At 42.3% G+C, this 17165-nt stretch carries 19 protein-coding genes; 5 read left to right on the forward strand and 14 right to left on the reverse strand.

The features are described from left to right. Positions 1 to 341 precede the first annotated feature (341 nt). Positions 342 to 563, reverse strand: coding sequence for a hypothetical protein (locus tag IEV27_RS18885; RefSeq protein ID WP_188379079.1), 222 nt, complete (start codon positions 561 to 563; stop codon positions 342 to 344). Positions 564 to 683: 120 nt separating this feature from the next. Between IEV27_RS18885 and pdaB the strand changes: the two genes are divergently transcribed. Next, positions 684 to 1442: a polysaccharide deacetylase family sporulation protein PdaB gene (gene pdaB / locus IEV27_RS18890; RefSeq protein WP_188379080.1), complete on the forward strand. Its 759-nt coding sequence runs from the start codon at positions 684 to 686 to the stop codon at positions 1440 to 1442. Between the two features lie 37 nt (positions 1443 to 1479). Here the strand turns inward: pdaB and IEV27_RS18895 are convergent, their stop codons facing one another. Beyond that, positions 1480 to 2076 carry a KinB-signaling pathway activation protein gene (locus IEV27_RS18895; protein ID WP_188379081.1) on the reverse strand — a complete coding sequence of 199 codons (597 nt, stop codon included), beginning with the start codon at positions 2074 to 2076 and terminating at the stop codon, positions 1480 to 1482. Positions 2077 to 2212: 136 nt separating this feature from the next. Here IEV27_RS18895 and gerD point away from each other — a divergent pair, with 136 nt between their 5' ends. Next, positions 2213 to 2851 carry a spore germination lipoprotein GerD gene (gerD, locus tag IEV27_RS18900; protein ID WP_188379082.1) on the forward strand — a complete coding sequence of 213 codons (639 nt, stop codon included), beginning with the start codon at positions 2213 to 2215 and terminating at the stop codon, positions 2849 to 2851. A 39-nt stretch (positions 2852 to 2890) separates the two neighbouring features. On the opposite strand, the gene salA is transcribed toward gerD, so the two are convergent. Both salA and cwlD read right to left on the reverse strand, forming a co-directional pair. Next, on the reverse strand, positions 2891 to 3949 hold the full coding sequence (gene salA / locus IEV27_RS18905) for an iron-sulfur carrier protein/transcriptional regulator SalA (protein ID WP_188379083.1): 1059 nt from the start codon (positions 3947 to 3949) through the stop codon (positions 2891 to 2893). Between the two features lie 87 nt (positions 3950 to 4036). After that, positions 4037 to 4756, reverse strand: coding sequence for an N-acetylmuramoyl-L-alanine amidase CwlD (gene cwlD / locus IEV27_RS18910; RefSeq protein ID WP_308808358.1), 720 nt, complete (start codon positions 4754 to 4756; stop codon positions 4037 to 4039). A gap of 245 nt (positions 4757 to 5001) precedes the next feature. Here cwlD and IEV27_RS18915 point away from each other — a divergent pair, with 245 nt between their 5' ends. The 3 genes from IEV27_RS18915 to IEV27_RS18925 all read left to right on the forward strand — a co-directional run bounded on the left by IEV27_RS18915 (position 5002) and on the right by IEV27_RS18925 (position 10147). Next, positions 5002 to 6699 carry a serine hydrolase domain-containing protein gene (locus IEV27_RS18915; protein ID WP_188379084.1) on the forward strand — a complete coding sequence of 566 codons (1698 nt, stop codon included), beginning with the start codon at positions 5002 to 5004 and terminating at the stop codon, positions 6697 to 6699. Positions 6700 to 6723: 24 nt separating this feature from the next. After that, on the forward strand, positions 6724 to 8820 hold the full coding sequence (locus IEV27_RS18920; RefSeq protein ID WP_188379085.1) for a glycoside hydrolase family 3 protein: 2097 nt from the start codon (positions 6724 to 6726) through the stop codon (positions 8818 to 8820). 85 nt (positions 8821 to 8905) lie between these two features. After that, complete coding sequence (locus IEV27_RS18925) at positions 8906 to 10147, forward strand: exo-beta-N-acetylmuramidase NamZ family protein (protein ID WP_188379141.1); 1242 nt, start codon at positions 8906 to 8908, stop codon at positions 10145 to 10147. 190 nt (positions 10148 to 10337) lie between these two features. Here the strand turns inward: IEV27_RS18925 and rpsI are convergent, their stop codons facing one another. The 10 genes from rpsI to rpsM form a co-directional block, all read right to left on the reverse strand. Then, positions 10338 to 10730, reverse strand: coding sequence for a 30S ribosomal protein S9 (rpsI, locus tag IEV27_RS18930; protein ID WP_101846976.1), 393 nt, complete (start codon positions 10728 to 10730; stop codon positions 10338 to 10340). A gap of 23 nt (positions 10731 to 10753) precedes the next feature. Beyond that, positions 10754 to 11191: a 50S ribosomal protein L13 gene (gene rplM / locus IEV27_RS18935; RefSeq protein WP_188379086.1), complete on the reverse strand. Its 438-nt coding sequence runs from the start codon at positions 11189 to 11191 to the stop codon at positions 10754 to 10756. Positions 11192 to 11444: 253 nt separating this feature from the next. Continuing rightward, positions 11445 to 12188 carry a tRNA pseudouridine(38-40) synthase TruA gene (gene truA, locus IEV27_RS18940; RefSeq protein WP_229735430.1) on the reverse strand — a complete coding sequence of 248 codons (744 nt, stop codon included), beginning with the start codon at positions 12186 to 12188 and terminating at the stop codon, positions 11445 to 11447. Positions 12189 to 12201: 13 nt separating this feature from the next. Beyond that, positions 12202 to 12999, reverse strand: a complete 798-nt coding sequence (locus IEV27_RS18945; protein WP_188379088.1) for an energy-coupling factor transporter transmembrane component T family protein — start codon at positions 12997 to 12999, stop codon at positions 12202 to 12204. Then, on the reverse strand, positions 12992 to 13864 hold the full coding sequence (locus IEV27_RS18950; RefSeq protein WP_188379089.1) for an energy-coupling factor ABC transporter ATP-binding protein: 873 nt from the start codon (positions 13862 to 13864) through the stop codon (positions 12992 to 12994). Before IEV27_RS18950 ends, IEV27_RS18945 begins: the two co-directional genes overlap by 8 nt. Further along, on the reverse strand, positions 13840 to 14679 hold the full coding sequence (locus tag IEV27_RS18955; protein ID WP_188379090.1) for an energy-coupling factor ABC transporter ATP-binding protein: 840 nt from the start codon (positions 14677 to 14679) through the stop codon (positions 13840 to 13842). Before IEV27_RS18955 ends, IEV27_RS18950 begins: the two co-directional genes overlap by 25 nt. A gap of 168 nt (positions 14680 to 14847) precedes the next feature. Continuing rightward, positions 14848 to 15207, reverse strand: a complete 360-nt coding sequence (gene rplQ, locus IEV27_RS18960) for a 50S ribosomal protein L17 (RefSeq protein WP_188379091.1) — start codon at positions 15205 to 15207, stop codon at positions 14848 to 14850. A gap of 46 nt (positions 15208 to 15253) precedes the next feature. Beyond that, positions 15254 to 16198 (reverse strand): DNA-directed RNA polymerase subunit alpha, encoded by a 945-nt coding sequence (locus IEV27_RS18965; RefSeq protein WP_101846989.1) that lies wholly within the window; start codon positions 16196 to 16198, stop codon positions 15254 to 15256. A gap of 173 nt (positions 16199 to 16371) precedes the next feature. Further along, a complete protein-coding gene (gene rpsK / locus IEV27_RS18970) occupies positions 16372 to 16767 on the reverse strand; it encodes a 30S ribosomal protein S11 (protein WP_188379092.1) in 396 nt (131 codons plus the stop codon). A gap of 26 nt (positions 16768 to 16793) precedes the next feature. Further along, positions 16794 to 17159: a 30S ribosomal protein S13 gene (gene rpsM, locus IEV27_RS18975; protein ID WP_188379093.1), complete on the reverse strand. Its 366-nt coding sequence runs from the start codon at positions 17157 to 17159 to the stop codon at positions 16794 to 16796. Positions 17160 to 17165 lie beyond the last annotated feature (6 nt).

A 17165-nucleotide genomic window follows, 5' to 3' on the forward strand; every position in this document is an offset into this window, starting at 1 on the left:
CTATACTATAGAAAGAAATCTTGACGTACTGGTTGGTTCGTTCAGTTTTCAAAGATCAAAATGACTTGCTGTCGTTTTAGCGACAAGAACTAATTTACCATGGTTATTGATTTAAGTCAATAACTTTTTCGAAAAAAGTTCTAATCATTTATTTGCGTTTGCTTCATTTGGCCAACGCCTTTCCTGACAACGATTAATAATATAGCACACACTCAGAACTAAACGCAATAACTTTTCGCGATTTTTTATTATTTCTTTTTACCCTTTCTATTTTCCCGTAAACCCTTTCCACAAAAATAGACAAAAGCAACATGGCTTTTGTCTATTTTAAAACGGATGAATTAGTTCTGTTTTTTCTTCTTTGGCATATACTGCAAACACTCTTCCCCATTCGCAAATCTTCTGAACAATTGAAAGAGGACGTCGTATCTTTTTTCCATCGCTCCCTTAATAGATGAATCAATCCTATGGTCTCCCAGGTCAAGTGTGATCTCTTCCATTTCTCTTTTCAATAAATACTCTATCTCTTGATGTTCCTGCTTTGTCAGCATAAGTCCATACATCTGTGACCCTCCCTATCAAGCAACTTCTTTTTATTTTTACCCTTTTTTCCGAATTTATAGCATAGGTTGTCCTTTTTTTCATAGGTATAGATTATAGAGGCTAAGAAAGGGTGCAGCGTGATGAGTTTTATGACTAACCGAATAGAACTGATCAAACGATATGGAGTTATTGTTATTATTGCTTTATTTTGCGCCGTCTTGATGTGGGTGGGGCAGCGTGCTCAAATTGCGGTATTTTCTAACGATGGAGAGCCCCGAGCTCTATCACAAGGCAGTGAGGACCATCCTTTTGTATCTTTAACTTTTAATGTGAGTTGGGGAAATAACAAAGTACATGATATTTTGAAAAAGCTTGAGGCTCATGATGCAAAGGCTACCTTTTTCCTTAGCGGAGAATGGGCGGAACGACACCCGGATATCGTAAAAAGCATCCATGAAGGTCAGCATGAAATTGCAATGATGGGTTATGCATATAACAGTTATCCCAAACTAGAACCACAAGAAATTAAACAAGACATCCAAAAAGCTCGAGAGACTTTTGAAAAGCTTGGCTTTGAAGATATTCAATGGATTCGCCCTCCGCACGGGCAATATAATAAAGAAGTATTAGAGGTCATTGATGGGGAAAAACTAGAAGCCATCCAGTGGAGCGTAAACCCTAGAGATTGGGAGAACCCTGGCACCAACCAAATCATTGAACAGATCTTAGATGAAACGGACAAGGGAGATATTGTATTATTACACGCTTCCGATTCTGTTAAACAAACAGATAAAGCATTAGAGGTCGTCCTGCCTGGTCTAAAACAAAAGGATTTAGAATTCGCCACAATCACCGAGTTAGTCAATGGAAGTAAATCTAAAATTACACAAGTAGAATAAAAAAAGAGAGCTACGATCAGCCGTAGCTCTCTTCCCTTTATTTTGCTGTGTTTACTGAGGTTAATCGGTGTAAGAGCAATAATTGGTAGGCATTGCAAACGACTAACGGGATGATCATTAACCATACATAGTCAGCAGAAGCTGCACGTAAAGCCGGCACCCATTCCACTGTAGTCACAACTACCATAAAAAACAAAGCAGGTACAAACGCCTGATGATTTGTTTCTTTTGCCTTCACAAAAGCCACCCCTAAAGAAACGGCTAACAACGCAAAAGCTGTAAATACATACGGCCATATTGACGCATCCTCAGCGGCTTGATAGCGAAAATAAATTAAATCAAAAATGGTAAAGGCTACTAAGAAGAGCTGGATAGACGTCCAACTTCCGCGAAAAATGCCTTTTCCGAACTGGTGAATCGTTAAGTACGCAAAAAACCCCATTTGACTGATAACACTAAAGATAAAACCTAAACCTGAAAAGAACAATAATAAGCCAAGCAGTTCAAACAGCTGGAATGGTTGAAATACTTCAGCATATGAATCACTTTTAATAATAAAACTGGAGAGCAATGTTAAAACGCCGCCAATTAAAAGCGTCGTTAGAAATAACCGCACCCATTTTCGACTATTCACGTTTTTTCCCCCTACTGCTATAAGTTCCCTCTCGTATTTTACCATGAAGGCTGTTCATTTTCCTTAAGCTCGCATATTTTTTTCGTTCACGTACATATTAAAGATAAGGGAAAACAAATGAAAGGGGACATTTCTCATGTCCATTTTACGAATTATTTGTCCCATATTACTTGTCGTTTTCCTGGCAGCTTGTAATGGCAGTTCAGGGGCTGCCGAGCAATCGGATTATGACACCACTAAGAAAATGATGGTCGATATATTAAAAACAGATGAAGGTCAAAAGGCTTTAATGGAAGTCCTCTCCGATGAAAAAATGAAGCAAGAACTGGCGCTGGAGTCCGAAGAAGTATCAAGTGCTGTAAAAGAAACTCTCCTTTCTGAAGAAGGAAAAGAATTTTGGAGCAAATTGTTCTCAGACCCATCGTTCGTTCAAGAATTCAGTAAAGTTGTCCAAGAGGAACAAGAAGATCTCATGAAAGGTCTTATGAAGGATTCTGAATATCAGGCCTCATTAATCCAGCTGTATCAAAATCCAGAAATGATGGAAAAAATGCTGGAAGTGATGCAGGGCCAACAGTTTCGTGGTCATTTAGAAAAAACGATTGAAGAAACACTAAATAACCCTGTATTCCAAGCTAAAATGAGCGAAACCCTTTTAAAAGCCGCTGAAGAAATGCAAAGTGGAGGTGGCGGAAGTCAAGATGAGGGTGGAGATCAGCAGAATCAAGAACAGTCTTCTGATGAAGATAGTCAAGAAGATAAAGGTTCATCATAAAAAAAACACGCAGCCAAAACATGACTGCGTGTTTTTTGTTTAATTGGAGAGTTTATCTACAATTTTAGCTGCCATGTTACGGTACACGACACCCGTTGGATGATCTTCTTGATAAACAGACGGAGCAAATACGTCTTCATCTTCATATGGCTGCTGCAGTGGAATGTGACCTAACACGTCAGTTTTCAATTCATCCGCAAGTTTCACACCGCCGCCGCGTCCAAAGACAAATTCTTTATTGCCCGTTTCTTTACTCTCGAAATAGGCCATATTTTCTACAACACCTAAAATGTCGTGTTCCATCTTAATCGCCATTTGACCAGCACGAGCCGCTACAAACGCTGCTGTAGGGTGAGGTGTGGTAACGATGATTTCTTTTGAAGATGGCAGCAGAGAGTGAACATCCATTGCTACATCGCCAGTTCCCGGCGGCAAATCAAGCAATAGATAGTCTAATTCTCCCCACTCTACTTCTTTAAAGAAGCTGGTCAGCATTTTACCGAGCATAGGGCCGCGCCACACAATCGGAGAATTATCTTCTACAAAGAAGCCCATGGAAACGAGCTTAACACCAAAACGTTCGACAGGAATAATCTTTTCCCCACGAACGACTGGACGTTCTTCGACTCCCATCATATCCGGTACACTGAATCCGTAAATATCAGCATCAATGATGCCGACCTTTTTACCTAAACGAGTTAAAGCTACCGCTAAGTTAACGGTAACCGTAGACTTTCCTACCCCGCCTTTACCACTAGCGATTGAAATAAACTTCGTGCCTGTATTGCCGCCAAGCAGAGAAGCCTCTTGCTCCTGCTCAGCTGCTGGTTGATATTTTTCAATAACTTCATCAGGTAGTTGATCAAACCGAAGGCCGACTGTAGCTGCACCTCCGCTTTTTAGGGCATTAACGATTTTTTGCTGCAGTTCCATTTGTTCAGCTGTATTTGTTTTTGCAATTAAAATTTTCACGCTGACGTGATCTTTTTCTTCTTTTATCTTAATCTCTTCAACTCCACCAGTTTCTTCTAACGTTTTATGTAAAAACGGATCTTCGACAGAGTGAAGAATCTCTAATACTTTTTCTTGAGTAAGCACGTGAGTCACCTTCCTTAGAAATGTTTCAACAGTGCAAGTATAACATACATGAAACGCTTTCTAAGTAATTTGCACAAATCATGGAAATTATTCTTCTGTTGTGTACTTTAGGATGCCTCTGTAGATCGATGCAGCAATCTTTCTTTGGTAATCTTCACTTTCGAGCAGCTTTCGTTCTTGAGGGTTTGATAAGAAGCCTCCCTCCACCAATGCACCAGGTGGCTCAGCATGTTTTAAAATATAAATATTTCTTAAACCTGCCGCTTCCCTATTCGTATTCTCTAAGTTATCCCGAATCTCACCTTGAATTAACTTAGCCAGCCTTTCACTATCTTCTTTGGTTGGGTTAAAAAAAGTTTGGGCTCCCCTCCACGAGGAAGACGTGCTCGCATTTAAATGTAGACTTACATAGAGATCAGCATTCGATTCGTTAATAATCTCAATTCGATTGCGGATATCCTCAGCTTTCCGTGCCGATAAGCTTCCGTACCTCGTTGAGATAGGATCGTCTGATAAGTCCCGATCATCCGCGCGTGTTAAATAAACGATAGCTCCCGCTTCCTGCAAATAGTCCTTTAAATAATTAGAGAGGTTGAGCGTAATTCCTTTTTCCTCTGTCCCATTGGCACCGCTAGCTCCTGCATCCGGTCCCCCGTGCCCTGGATCAATAACAATCACCTTACCAAACAGGGGGGATGACCAAGATTGCCACGTATCTTTCACTTCTTGGACAGGTATCGCAATCATACTTACACAAATTAAGATAGCAATAAACCATGTAATTGTTTTTAAACGTCGCGCCATCATGTCCCACACACTCCCTTACCCTTGTAGCTCACTATATGGGACAAGACTTTAAATTATGTATGCAAGTTCATTCTCAACATTTAAAAATATACCAAAGGGCCTAGACATATGAAGTCGAATTTTGTAATTTTCTAAAAATTTTGCGACTTATGTGGTATAGACATCTATATTATTGTTCATTAACATTAGAACTACAAGGGAGGGGTCTCCTCTCTTTACCTGTCGACTTTTGAAAGGAGGAGTTTATGAACAAGAAAGCTGCATCTATTGTCCTATCCACTGCTTTACTTGCATCTCTGTTTTACCCTATTGAAGAAGAAAGGAGTGTCAAAGCCAACGAGCTGAATAAACCTACTATGGAAGATCGTAATCAAAAGAAATCCCAAGAGAAACCTCACCCAAAATTTTCGTGGAGTGACCCCGGTCCTTCTTCTCCGGTTCTGCATCCCGGGTCTGTGAAAGGATCAGGATTAATGGCTGAACCTCTGCGAGAAATTGATCCAGTCTTAGAGTCTAAAATTTCAGAAGGAGCGATGCCTGGAGCTGTCACTCTAGTGGCTCGAAAAGGTCACATTGCTCAACATGAAGCTTACGGGAACTCATTACTGTATAAAGATGATCAAGGAACTACAGTTGACCAACCATTGGAAATGGAGAAAGACACTATATTTGATGTCGCCTCTATTAGTAAAATTTTCACGTCAACAGCTGCCATGAAACTTTATGAAGACGGGCATTTTAACTTAGATGATCCGGTCGCCAAACATATCCCCGAATTTGCACAAAATGGCAAAGAAAACGTCACAATAGAACAGTTAATGACACATACTTCCGGATTTGTCGCCTGGGTCCCTTTATACGCACATGGTGAAAGCCGAGAAGATCGATTACAATATGTCTTTGAACACCCGCTTAATAACCCACCAGGATCTACATACACCTACAGTGACTTAAACATGATTACACTTGCCTCTCTTATTGAACGTATTTCCGGTCAACGCTTGGACGAATTTGTTAAAGAAACTATCACTGACCCTTTAAAAATGGATGATACCATGTACAATCCACCTGCAGAATTAAAAGATCGTATTGCCGCTACTGAGTACCAGCCTTTAATTGACCGTGGACTCGTGTGGGGGGAAGTACATGATGAAAATGCCTGGTCATTAGACGGAGTCGCTGGACATGCCGGTGTATTCTCAACGGCAGAAGATTTAGCAAAGCTTGGACATATGTACTTAAACGAAGGACGTTATGGAAATCAACAAATTCTTCAACCCGAAACAATTGAACGTTTAACTGAAAACCGAATTCCTGAGTTTCCTGGCAATGAACATGGCTTAGGATGGGAACTTTCTCAAGGGTGGTATATGGATGCCCTAACAGAGGCTTCTTCCATCGGACACACCGGCTTTACAGGAACATCTATGGTAATAAATCCTGATAACCAAACGATGGCGATCCTGTTAACCAATAGAGTCCACCCTTCAAGAAACACCGTGTCCACAAACCCTACTCGTAAACTTTTTGCAAGACAAGTGGCGGATGCCATACCTGTCGACATGCCAACGAAAGACGGCGCCTGGTTCTCTGGATATGGAGATAACCTGGATCGAACATTGACGGCAAAAATTGATACGAACGAAGAAAGTACCCTTTCCTTTGATACATGGTTCCGAATCGAGCAGGACTATGACTTCGGCTATGTTGAAATTTCTGAAGACGGGGAGAACTGGACGCAAGTATCCGAACCGCTCACTGGCAGCAGTGTGGCATGGGATACACAAAGTATCACCCTTCCTGCTGATACCGAATATGTCCGCTTCCGCTATGAAACCGATGGAAGTACGAATGGCAGAGGCTGGTACGTCACAAACTTGACTATAGACGCATCCGCTTCTATCGACATTTTAGAAAATGATTGGGAAAAGAGATCTTATTAAATAGATAGGGAGTTGAAAAGCTTAATGAAGCGATTACGAAATCGACATTCAATGCTCGCCATTATAGCCGCCCTTGTGGTCAGTCCATTAACCCCTCAGACAGCAGCTGCTGATAACCATGAAGGGCCTAGTGATCTCGTATTACTGGAAAATGTTCCCCAGGTAGAGGCTGAATTTACTAAGGGTGAACTTGATTTAACAGCTTTAAACCTTTACGAAGATGGACATTTTACAGAAGCGGATGAAGACCTTAGCTGGTCTTCATCCAACAAAAATGTGGCTACTGTGGATGATGAAGGAACTGTAACTCTTTCTGGTAAAAACGGCCGTACATTTATCTCCGTTACGGATGGAACCCATAAAGACCGTATTGCAGTAGATCACAAACCAGCCAGCAGCCAGGAAGGTAAGCCTGACGTTGAAGGCGAACTCGTGAAGCAAGAAGGCGATCGTTACGAAGTCATTGACCAAGCCATCGATGGCATGACGATACATGAAAAAGTCGGCCAGATGCTCATGCCTGATTTTAGAAACTGGGATGGTGAAAATGTAACTGAGATGCTGCCTGAAATTGAACAAACGGTGAAAGATTATCACCTGGGCGGCGTTATCCTTTTTCGTGAAAATGTTGTAACAACAGAGCAAACAGCAGAATTAGTCGCTGATTATCAGGAAGCGTCTGAAAAATATGGACTGCTTATGACCATTGACCAGGAAGGCGGCATTGTCACACGCCTGCAATCAGGAACGGACATGCCTGGAAATATGGCACTTGGTGCTACACGTTCTCTGGAAATTACTGAGGACGTAGGGCATGCCATTGGCTCAGAGCTTGAGTCACTCGGAATTAACATGAACTTAGCACCCGTACTAGACGTAAACAACAATCCTGATAACCCTGTCATTGGAACACGTTCTTTTGGCGAAGACCCTGACCTTGTCGCAGACCTGGGAATCGCTTATACAAAAGGCTTACAAAGCACCGGGGTAGCCGCTACAGCGAAGCACTTCCCCGGCCATGGAGACACAGCCGTTGACTCTCACCTCGGCTTGCCTGAAGTACCACACGATAAAGAACGTTTAATGGACGTCGAACTGCATCCATTCCAGCAAGCTATGGAAGCGGATATCGACGCCATCATGACGGCACACGTCACGTTCCCTAAGATTGATGATACAAAAGTAACTTCCCAAAAAGATGGAACTGAAATTTCTTTACCAGCTACACTGTCCCCGAAAGTTCTTACGGGCTTAATGCGTGAGGAAATGGGGTATGAAGGGTTGATCATTACTGACGCTCTTAACATGAAAGCCATCTCTGATCATTTTGGATCGGTAGACGCGGTCATTCGATCAGTCAAAGCAGGTACAGATATCGTACTGATGCCGGTCGGGCTTGAAGAAGTAGCTGATGGATTATTAGAGGCTGTAGAGACAGATGAAATCAGCGAAGAACGGATTGAAGAATCAGTCGAACGAATTTTGACTCTTAAATTGAAGCGCGGCATTATAAAAGCGGAATCCGCTCCGGACATGGATGAGATTATTGCTAATGCTGAAGAAACCGTAGGGTCAGAAGAACATCAAGCGGTGGAAGAAGAAGCTTCCAATCAATCCATTACGCTATTAAAAAATGATAACGTGCTTCCTTTGGATGCGGATCGTGACGAAAAAGTAGTCGTTATAGGAAACACATTTATCGACAGGTTGTATGACTCAGTCAGTAAACATAACCAGAACACTGATTTAGTAAAAGCATCAGGTCCTCTAAGTGATGAGCAATTAGCTCAAATGGAGGAAGCTGATCACATTATTATCGGCACCTATACGTTCAATGTTGCCGGTCGTGATGCAAACAGCCTGCAAATGCAGCTCGCTAACCAGCTAATCAATGAAGTAGATACTCCTGTCATCGGTGTAGGCATTCGGAACCCTTATGACGTCATGGCTTACCCAGACGTGGATGGATATTTGGCTCAATATGGGTTTAATGACGTAAGCTTTGACGCCACAGCCTCCACCCTGTTCGGAGAAAATAACCCTTCAGGTACTCTACCTGTAACGATACCTGGAAAAAACGGAAACGCTCTTTATGAATTTGGACACGGATTAAATTATTAATAACGGAGGGGAGGTGTAGATCCCCTTCTCCTAATTTTTGAAAAGGAGTGAAGATGTCTTGAATAAACCATTAATCGGAATTCTCATGCTCGTGCTCATTCTTTCTACGTTTACGGTCGTGTTTGCAGAAAAGGGTGAAACCAATGGTAAGCAAAAAGGCAAAAATAAGAACTTCCAGCTAGGTGTTGAAGTTTTACTCGATGAAGAGAAAGAATTGATTGAAGGGAAAAACGTAGGGTTAATTACAAACCCGACAGGCGTCGATAAAGATTTAAACAGTATCGTTGATATTCTGAATGAAGATCCTGATGTAGACCTGACCGCTCTTTATGGACCGGAGCACGGCGTTCGCGGAAGTGCTCAAGCGGGTGAATATGTGGAATACTATATCGACGAACAAACTGGCCTGCCAGTATACAGCTTGTATGGGGAAACACGCAAGCCTACGCCAGAGATGCTAGAAGGTATTGACGTATTGCTTTTCGACATCCAGGATGTAGGAACTCGGTTCTATACGTATATCTACACAATGGCTTACGCGATGGAAGCCGCTCAAGAAAACGATATTCCTTTTGTCGTATTGGATCGACCAAACCCACTAAGCGGAGATAAAGTAGAAGGTCCCGTATTAGAAGAAGAGTATAAATCTTTTGTAGGAAATTATGAAATTCCGCTTCGCCACGGCATGACAGTCGGTGAACTTGCTCAGCTGTTCAATGAGGAATTTGAAATTGGTGCTGATTTAACAGTGGTCGAAATGGATAAGTGGAAGCGTGACATGTATTATGATGATACACCACTTGATTTTGTGGCTCCATCACCAAACATGCCGACAACAGAAACCGCTCTCGTCTATCCTGGCGCAGCTTTAATTGAAGGAACCAACGTTTCAGAAGGCCGAGGAACAACTCAGCCGTTTGAGCTAATTGGAGCTCCTTTTATTAACAGCACAGAGCTGGCTGCTGAGCTGAACAGCTTGAATTTACCAGGCGTTACCTTCCGCGCTGCCTCCTTTACACCTAGCTTTTCCAAACATCAGGGTGTATTGAGCAATGGCGTAGAGATACACGTGAACCATAAAGAATCGTACCAGCCTGTAGAAACTGGCCTTCACCTTGTGAAGACGATCCACGATATGTATCCTGAAGATTTTGCCTTCCGCGCAGAGAATTCAGCCGGCATTTCTTTCTTCGATAACCTGATCGGAAACGGATGGGTTCGTGAAGCAATTGAGAACGGTGAATCTGTGGAAGAGATTAAAGCGGAATGGGAAGATGAATTGAATGAATTCAAGGAAATACGTGAACAATACTTGCTTTATAAGTAAATAAGAATACCCCGGGCTCTAAGATGAGGTCCGGGGTATTTTTGTGAGAATCGAATACGGAGGGCACCGGTTTGATGAGCGGTTTCTGAGAATTTTGTTCATCAGCGATTTTGAGGGGTTTATGGTCTTCATAATAATAAAAAAGCTCTCTTCCCGATATAAGGAAAAGAGCTTTTTGTGATAAAAGATATTAACGCTTAGAGAACTGTGGAGCACGACGAGCACCTTTAAGACCGTATTTCTTACGCTCTTTCATACGTGCGTCACGCGTTAGAAGTCCTGCGCGCTTAAGTGGTGTACGGTATTCTGGGTCTGCTTGAAGCAGAGCACGAGCGATTCCGTGACGGATCGCACCAGCTTGACCAGTGAAACCTCCACCATCTACGTTTACATATACATCATAGTTTCCTTCAGTTTCTGTAACAGCTAGAGGCTGCTTCAGAATTGTACGAAGTGTTTCATATGGGAAAAAGTCTTCAGCATCACGCTTATTTACTACTACACGACCAGTTCCTGGAACAAGACGTACACGAGCTGTTGACTTTTTACGACGTCCAGTACCGGAGTATTGTACTTGTGCCACTCTCGATTACCTCCCTTTTTTTATTATCCGCGAAGTTCGTAAACTTCTGGTTGTTGTGCTTCATGCTTATGCTCAGATCCAGCGTATACATGAAGTTTCTTGCCCATTTTGCGTCCTAGGCTTCCTTTAGGCAGCATACCTTTAACAGCAAGCTCAAGCATTTGCTCTGGGTATTTGTTACGCATTTCGTTAGCTGTGCGCTGCTTCAAACCACCTGGGTGATTTGAGTGACGGTAATAAATCTTATCGTTGATTTTGTTACCTGTTAGTTCGATTTCTCCAGCGTTGATGATGATGACATGGTCACCTGTGTCAACGTGTGGAGTATACGTAGGTTTATTTTTACCGCGAAGGATCGCAGCAACTTCGCTTGCCAGACGGCCAAGTGTTTGCCCTGCAGCATCCACTACGTACCATTTGCGGTCCACGTTGTTTTCATTTGCCATGAAAGTTGTGCGCATATCGGTTTCCCTCCTGAATGGTTAGTTTCACAAAACTGATTGATTGATTATTTATCTCAAAATACGATTAGTTTCCGGGGCTAACCGTGGTATAGAAATAAAATGCCATAGATTATAATATAACACTCTTGTCCTCGATGTCAAGAGTCTAAACGCAAGGAAACGTTGTTTTTTTATCTTTCTCGGTACCAGGTACCGAAAGGCGATATAAAAATCATGGAACCATATTTTGTTTTTCGGTACCTGGCACCAATTAATAATCTACCTTCCATAAAAACAGACCATGAGGCGGAGCTGTCTTACCCGCAGCTTCCCGATCTAAAGCTTCGATCATTGCTTTTAAATCTTCTGGCTCTCGCTCGCCTCTTCCTACTTCTAGTATTGTCCCTACTAAAATTCGGACCATATTATAGAGAAAGCCGCTCCCCTTAAATATAAACGTCAATTCAGCACCATCTTTCTCAATGAATGCTTGATGAATTGTCCTCACTTTACTTCCTTTTACATCAGTCCGCGATGAACAAAACGAAGTAAAGTCATGCTCTCCCTCAATGATTCGGCATGCCTTTTTCATAGCTTCCAAATTAAGCGGTATTTTTACATGGCAGGAAAAGTGCCGGCGAAAGATATCAGGTTCCCGACTGTTCCATACAAAGTATCGATACTCTTTACCTGTTGCGTCGTAGCGTGCATGAAAGTCATCGGCTGCCTCTTCTGCGTCAGCAATGTGAATATCAGGTGGCAGCATGGAATCAAGGGCACGTTTCCAATTGGATGGCGGAATGGTTAAATTCGTATCAAAGTGAATGACCTGACCTTTTGCATGAACGCCGGAATCTGTTCGGCCGGACGCTGTGATCTTCACCTTTTCCCCTTTGTGCATTTTCGCTAATGCTTTTTCAAGTTCTTCTTGAACCGTGTTTCCATTAGGCTGCACTTGGTACCCCGCATAACGGGTACCGTCATACGCCACTATACATTTTAAACGGGGCATAATGCTCTCCTCCAACTTAGTTCCTTGTAAAAAATAATCCGATCGCAAGCAGTAGAAATAAACCGCTGATCATATAGTCCATTCGCCCAACCTGTAACTCTCTTAATTTTGTTCGCCCTTCGCCACCTTTATAACCACGCGCTTCCATGGCCATAGCCAGCTCCTCAGCCCTTTTAAACGCACTGACAAACAATGGTACTAAAAGTGGGATAATCGCTTTTATACGGTCTTTAAATGAGCCTGTGCGGAAATCTACTCCTCGAGATGCCTGGGCTTTTGAAATCTTCTCGGTTTCTTGCATAAGCGTCGGGATAAAACGCAGTGAAATCGACATCATTAAGGCTAATTCGTGAACAGGAAAGCGCACTTTCTTTAAAGGCCCTAGTAAGTGCTCTATCGCATCGGTAATTTCAATTGGAGTGGTCGTTAACGTGAGTAAGGAGGTTACCATAATCAGCAGGAAAAACCTAAGTGAAATCGTTGCTCCTTGGATGACAGCTTCACGATAGAGATCCCACCCTAATACCGTTGCGATCACTTCCCCTTCTCTAGTAACAAACAGATGAAGCAAGAACGTAAAAGCAATCAAAAACCAGACAGGCTTTAATCCTTTTAAAATATAGCGAACTTTAATTCTCGTAGCAAAAGCACTTCCTACAGCAAATAAAGTCAACAACCCATAACTCATAACGGAATTAGCAAAAAATACGATCACAACAAAGAAAAAGATAATAGCAATTTTTGTTCGAGGGTCTAGTCTGTGGACAACGGAGCTGCCCGGGATGTATTGACCAATCATCATCGTGCTACTCATGATCGTGCCCCCCTTTGACTAGCTGGGCGAGTTCTTTTGCTAATTCAGTTATTGACTGGCCATGGTATGAATGATGAACATCAAATTTATCGCTAACCTTAGTTATAAACTCAATAACCTCTGGAACATCCAGTTGGACAGCTTGAAGCGATTCTTTTTGTTTAAATAATTCAATAGGCGCCCCTTCTTGATACACTTCACCATGATTAAGAATAATGACGTGATCCGCATAGGCAAGTGCATCCTCCATGCTATGAGTAACAAGTACAGTGGTTAATTGCTTCTCTTGATGAAGCCGTGAGAACATATTCATAATTTCCTTTTGTCCTCTAGGGTCTAAACCAGCGGTAGGTTCATCTAATACGAGAACTTCCGGATTCATAGCCAGCACTCCCGCTATAGCAACACGCCGCATTTGGCCTCCACTTAGATCAAACGGAGAACGAGCTAACATGGATTCATCCAAACGAACAGCCTTAATCGCCTCTTTTGTACGGTTATCAATCTCTGTTTCGTTTACTCCAAAATTCGCTGGTCCAAAGGCAATATCCTTTTCAACCGTTTCTTCAAAGAGCTGATGTTCAGGATATTGGAAAACCACTCCTACCTTTTCACGCAACTCACGAAGCTTTTTGTTTTTCTCGTCAGCTAAAAGCTGGTAAGGCCCTATGGTTACTGAACCTTCTGTCGGCTGCACTAAACCATTTAAGTGTTGAATCAACGTCGATTTACCAGATCCTGTATGACCAATGATAGCTACAAAAGATCCGGAGTCGATATGAAAAGAGAGGTCGTGTAATGCTTTGTATTCGAAAGGGCTATTTGGCTGATACGTATAGCTTACATTCTTGAACGTAATGTCCATAATTCCTCCAACAACTCCTGGTGATTAAGTGGCTCACGTGTAAGGGTAAGACCAGCAGACTGAAGCTCCTCTGCTAGCTTTGTTACAAATGGAGTATCTAAGCCAATCTTTTGTAACTGCTCTTTCCTGGAAAATACTTCTCTCGGGCCAGCTTCAAGCCAAACTTCACCCTCGTTCATAACCATCACACGATCTGCTTGCGTTACTTCTAACAAGTCATGAGTAATTGTTACTAATGATAGGTTTCTCTGGTCTTGAACATCAAGTACGGTATTTAATATTTCTTTTCTCCCTTTTGGATCAAGCATGGCGGTTGCTTCATCCAAAATAATGTACTTTGGTGAAACAGCAAGTACGCTGGCAATAGCCACTCGCTGCTTTTGCCCACCCGACAGTCGATGAGGTTCGTGGTATTCATAGTCACTCATTCCTACGGCCGATAAACTTTCAGTGATTCGTTCAATCATTAGCTTTCTTGGCATCCCGTGGTTCTCCATACCAAATGCAACATCGTCTCTGACCGTTGTACCTACGAATTGGTTGTCAGGGTTCTGAAAAACCATCCCCACGTTTTTACGTACGTCCCAAATGGTTTCTTGATTCACCAGCTGACCGTTAACATAGATCTCTCCTTCTTGAGGAAATAACAATCCATTCATAAGTTTTGCAATCGTTGATTTACCAGAGCCATTGTGACCAATGATCGCGACCCATTCATTGGCGTGGATGGTAAAACTAACATTTTTTAATACCCAGGGCATATCATCTTGATAACGGAACGAGACATTTCTAAACTCCATCTTACTATGATCCATTGTGTGATCCTCCGCTCTACTAATTTCCCGGGAAATATTTTTCAACATTTATCTATTATTTCCGACATATTTCCTTATTTCTAAATAAGTGCAATAAAAAAAGGGCTGGAGTAAACCTCTTGTAGAGATTCTCGTCCTGCCCTTTACACCCATTAAAAAATGGAGATATTAAACGAGTTCAATGATCGCCATTTTTGCTCCGTCACCTTGGCGCTCGCCTAGCTTAAGCACGCGAGTGTAACCGCCTTGACGTTCCTCATAGCGTGGTGCAATGTCAGAGAACAGCTTTTGAAGGGCTGTTTGGTCTCCTTCTTCATTCGCATCAGCTTTATAAAGGAATGATTCAGCTTGACGACGAGCGTGTAGATCGCCACGCTTACCTAGTGTAATCATCTTCTCTACAACAGAACGAAGCTCTTTCGCTTTAGCTTCTGTTGTTTCGATACGTTCATGAATGATCAAGTCTGTAGCTAAGTTACGAAGTAGCGCCATACGTTGATCAGTAGTACGTCCTAATTTTCTAGCCATGGATTATCCCTCCCTTTTAGGAATCTCTTAGATGTGACCGATCCATTTAATCTTCTTTTCTTAAACCTAGTCCGAGCTCATCTAGTTTGTGCTTCACTTCTTCAAGAGATTTACGACCGAGATTACGAACTTTCATCATATCGTCCTCTGATTTATTCGCAAGCTCTTGAACTGTATTAATTCCTGCACGTTTCAAGCAGTTATAAGAACGGACAGACAAATCAAGCTCTTCGATTGTCATCTCAAGAACTTTTTCTTTTTGGTCCTCTTCCTTTTCGACCATGATTTCAGCTTTTTGAGCTTCGTCAGTTAGGCCGACAAAGATATTGAGGTGTTCCATATAGATTTTTGCTCCAAGTGAGATCGCTTCTTCAGGACGAATGCTTCCATCAGTCCACACGTCCAAAGTTAGCTTATCAAAGTTTGAAGTTTGACCAATCCGTGTGTTCTCAACTTGATACGTTACACGAGAAACAGGTGTGAAGATAGAATCAACTGGAATTACTCCAATTGGTAAATCATCATGATTGTTTCCTTCAGCTGGACGATATCCTCGGCCACGCTCAGCGGTAATACGCATACGTAGCGGTGTGTTACTGTCCAGTGTAGCAATATGAAGGTCTGGGTTTAGTACTTCTACATCACTATCGTGCGTAATATCTGCTGCAGTTACCTTACCTTCCGTCTGTACATCAATCTCTAAAGTCTTTTCTTCATCAGAATAAATCTTCAAAGCTAGTTTCTTTAAGTTGAGTACAACGGTTGTTACATCTTCCACGACACCTTCAATTGTTGAGAATTCATGGAGAACCCCATCAATTTGTACAGATGTAACAGCTGCACCAGGTAGTGAGGATAATAAAATACGACGTAAGGAGTTACCTAGTGTTGTACCATATCCACGCTCAAGCGGTTCAACGACGAATTTACCGAATGTGGAATCACTGCTGATCTCAACCGGTTCAATTTTTGGCTTTTCAATTTCGATCATTTAAACAAAACCCTCCTTCAAAACGTCGAAACCTCGGTTAGACATCTGGTCTAACCGAAATTCCTCAGGTAGGCAGTCCCAATTTCAAGACTCATTATGACTGTCTGTGGCGGTGCTAATTACAAGCTATCATACCCCATTATAGACAGGGTGACAAATTCTATTCAGAATTATTATACGCGACGACGTTTTGGCGGACGGCAACCGTTGTGTGGTACTGGAGTCACGTCACGAATTGCAGTGATCTCTAGTCCTACGGCTTGTAGTGAACGAATCGCTGCTTCACGACCAGCGCCAGGGCCTTTAACTGTAACTTCAACAGTTTTCATTCCGTTGTCCATAGCGTCTTTCGCAGCGGCTTCAGATGCCATTTGAGCAGCAAATGGAGTAGACTTACGAGAACCTTTGAAACCAAGGGATCCAGAGCTGCTCCAAGTGATTACATTACCTTGAACGTCGGTGATCGATACGATCGTATTGTTAAAAGTAGAGCGAATGTGAGCCACTCCGCTCTCAATATTCTTTTTCACGCGACGTTTACGACTACGAGTGTTTCCTTTACGTGCCATATTCTATAAACCTCCTTTATAACTAATTACTTACGTTTGTTAGCCACTGTACGACGTGGGCCTTTACGAGTACGAGAGTTGTTTTTTGTCTTTTGACCACGCGCTGGAAGTCCGCGACGATGACGAATTCCACGGTAAGAACCGATTTCGATTAAACGTTTAATGTTTAGGGAATTCTCACGACGAAGGTCACCTTCCACGTTGTGGTTGTCTAGAGCTTTACGAATCTTACCTAATTCATCTTCTGTAAGATCACGAACGCGAGTGTTTTCAGAAACGCCAGCTTCTGCTAACACTTCACTAGCTAATGACTTACCTACACCATAGATATAAGTTAAAGATACGACAACTCGTTTTTCACGAGGGATATCAATACCTGCTATACGTGCCATTTAGTA

Source organism: Halobacillus andaensis (assembly GCF_014636475.1).
Lineage (GTDB): Bacteria > Bacillota > Bacilli > Bacillales > Halobacillaceae > Halobacillus_A > Halobacillus_A andaensis.

Bases quoted from the DNA above. Each gene is read 5' to 3' on its own strand.
- IEV27_RS18885 (WP_188379079.1), bottom strand. From the start codon at position 563: ATGTATGGACTTATGCTGACAAAGCAGGAACATCAAGAGATAGAGTAT.
- pdaB (WP_188379080.1), top strand. From the start codon at position 684: ATGAGTTTTATGACTAACCGAATAGAACTGATCAAACGATATGGAGTT.
- gerD (WP_188379082.1), top strand. From the start codon at position 2,213: ATGTCCATTTTACGAATTATTTGTCCCATATTACTTGTCGTTTTCCTG.
- cwlD (WP_308808358.1), bottom strand. From the start codon at position 4,756: ATGATGGCGCGACGTTTAAAAACAATTACATGGTTTATTGCTATCTTA.
- IEV27_RS18915 (WP_188379084.1), top strand. From the start codon at position 5,002: ATGAACAAGAAAGCTGCATCTATTGTCCTATCCACTGCTTTACTTGCA.
- IEV27_RS18920 (WP_188379085.1), top strand. From the start codon at position 6,724: ATGAAGCGATTACGAAATCGACATTCAATGCTCGCCATTATAGCCGCC.
- IEV27_RS18925 (WP_188379141.1), top strand. From the start codon at position 8,906: ATGCTCGTGCTCATTCTTTCTACGTTTACGGTCGTGTTTGCAGAAAAG.
- rplM (WP_188379086.1), bottom strand. From the start codon at position 11,191: ATGCGCACAACTTTCATGGCAAATGAAAACAACGTGGACCGCAAATGG.
- IEV27_RS18945 (WP_188379088.1), bottom strand. From the start codon at position 12,999: ATGAGTAGCACGATGATGATTGGTCAATACATCCCGGGCAGCTCCGTT.
- IEV27_RS18950 (WP_188379089.1), bottom strand. From the start codon at position 13,864: ATGGACATTACGTTCAAGAATGTAAGCTATACGTATCAGCCAAATAGC.
- IEV27_RS18955 (WP_188379090.1), bottom strand. From the start codon at position 14,679: ATGGATCATAGTAAGATGGAGTTTAGAAATGTCTCGTTCCGTTATCAA.
- rplQ (WP_188379091.1), bottom strand. From the start codon at position 15,207: ATGGCTAGAAAATTAGGACGTACTACTGATCAACGTATGGCGCTACTT.
- IEV27_RS18965 (WP_101846989.1), bottom strand. From the start codon at position 16,198: ATGATCGAAATTGAAAAGCCAAAAATTGAACCGGTTGAGATCAGCAGT.
- rpsK (WP_188379092.1), bottom strand. From the start codon at position 16,767: ATGGCACGTAAAGGAAACACTCGTAGTCGTAAACGTCGCGTGAAAAAG.
- rpsM (WP_188379093.1), bottom strand. From the start codon at position 17,159: ATGGCACGTATAGCAGGTATTGATATCCCTCGTGAAAAACGAGTTGTC.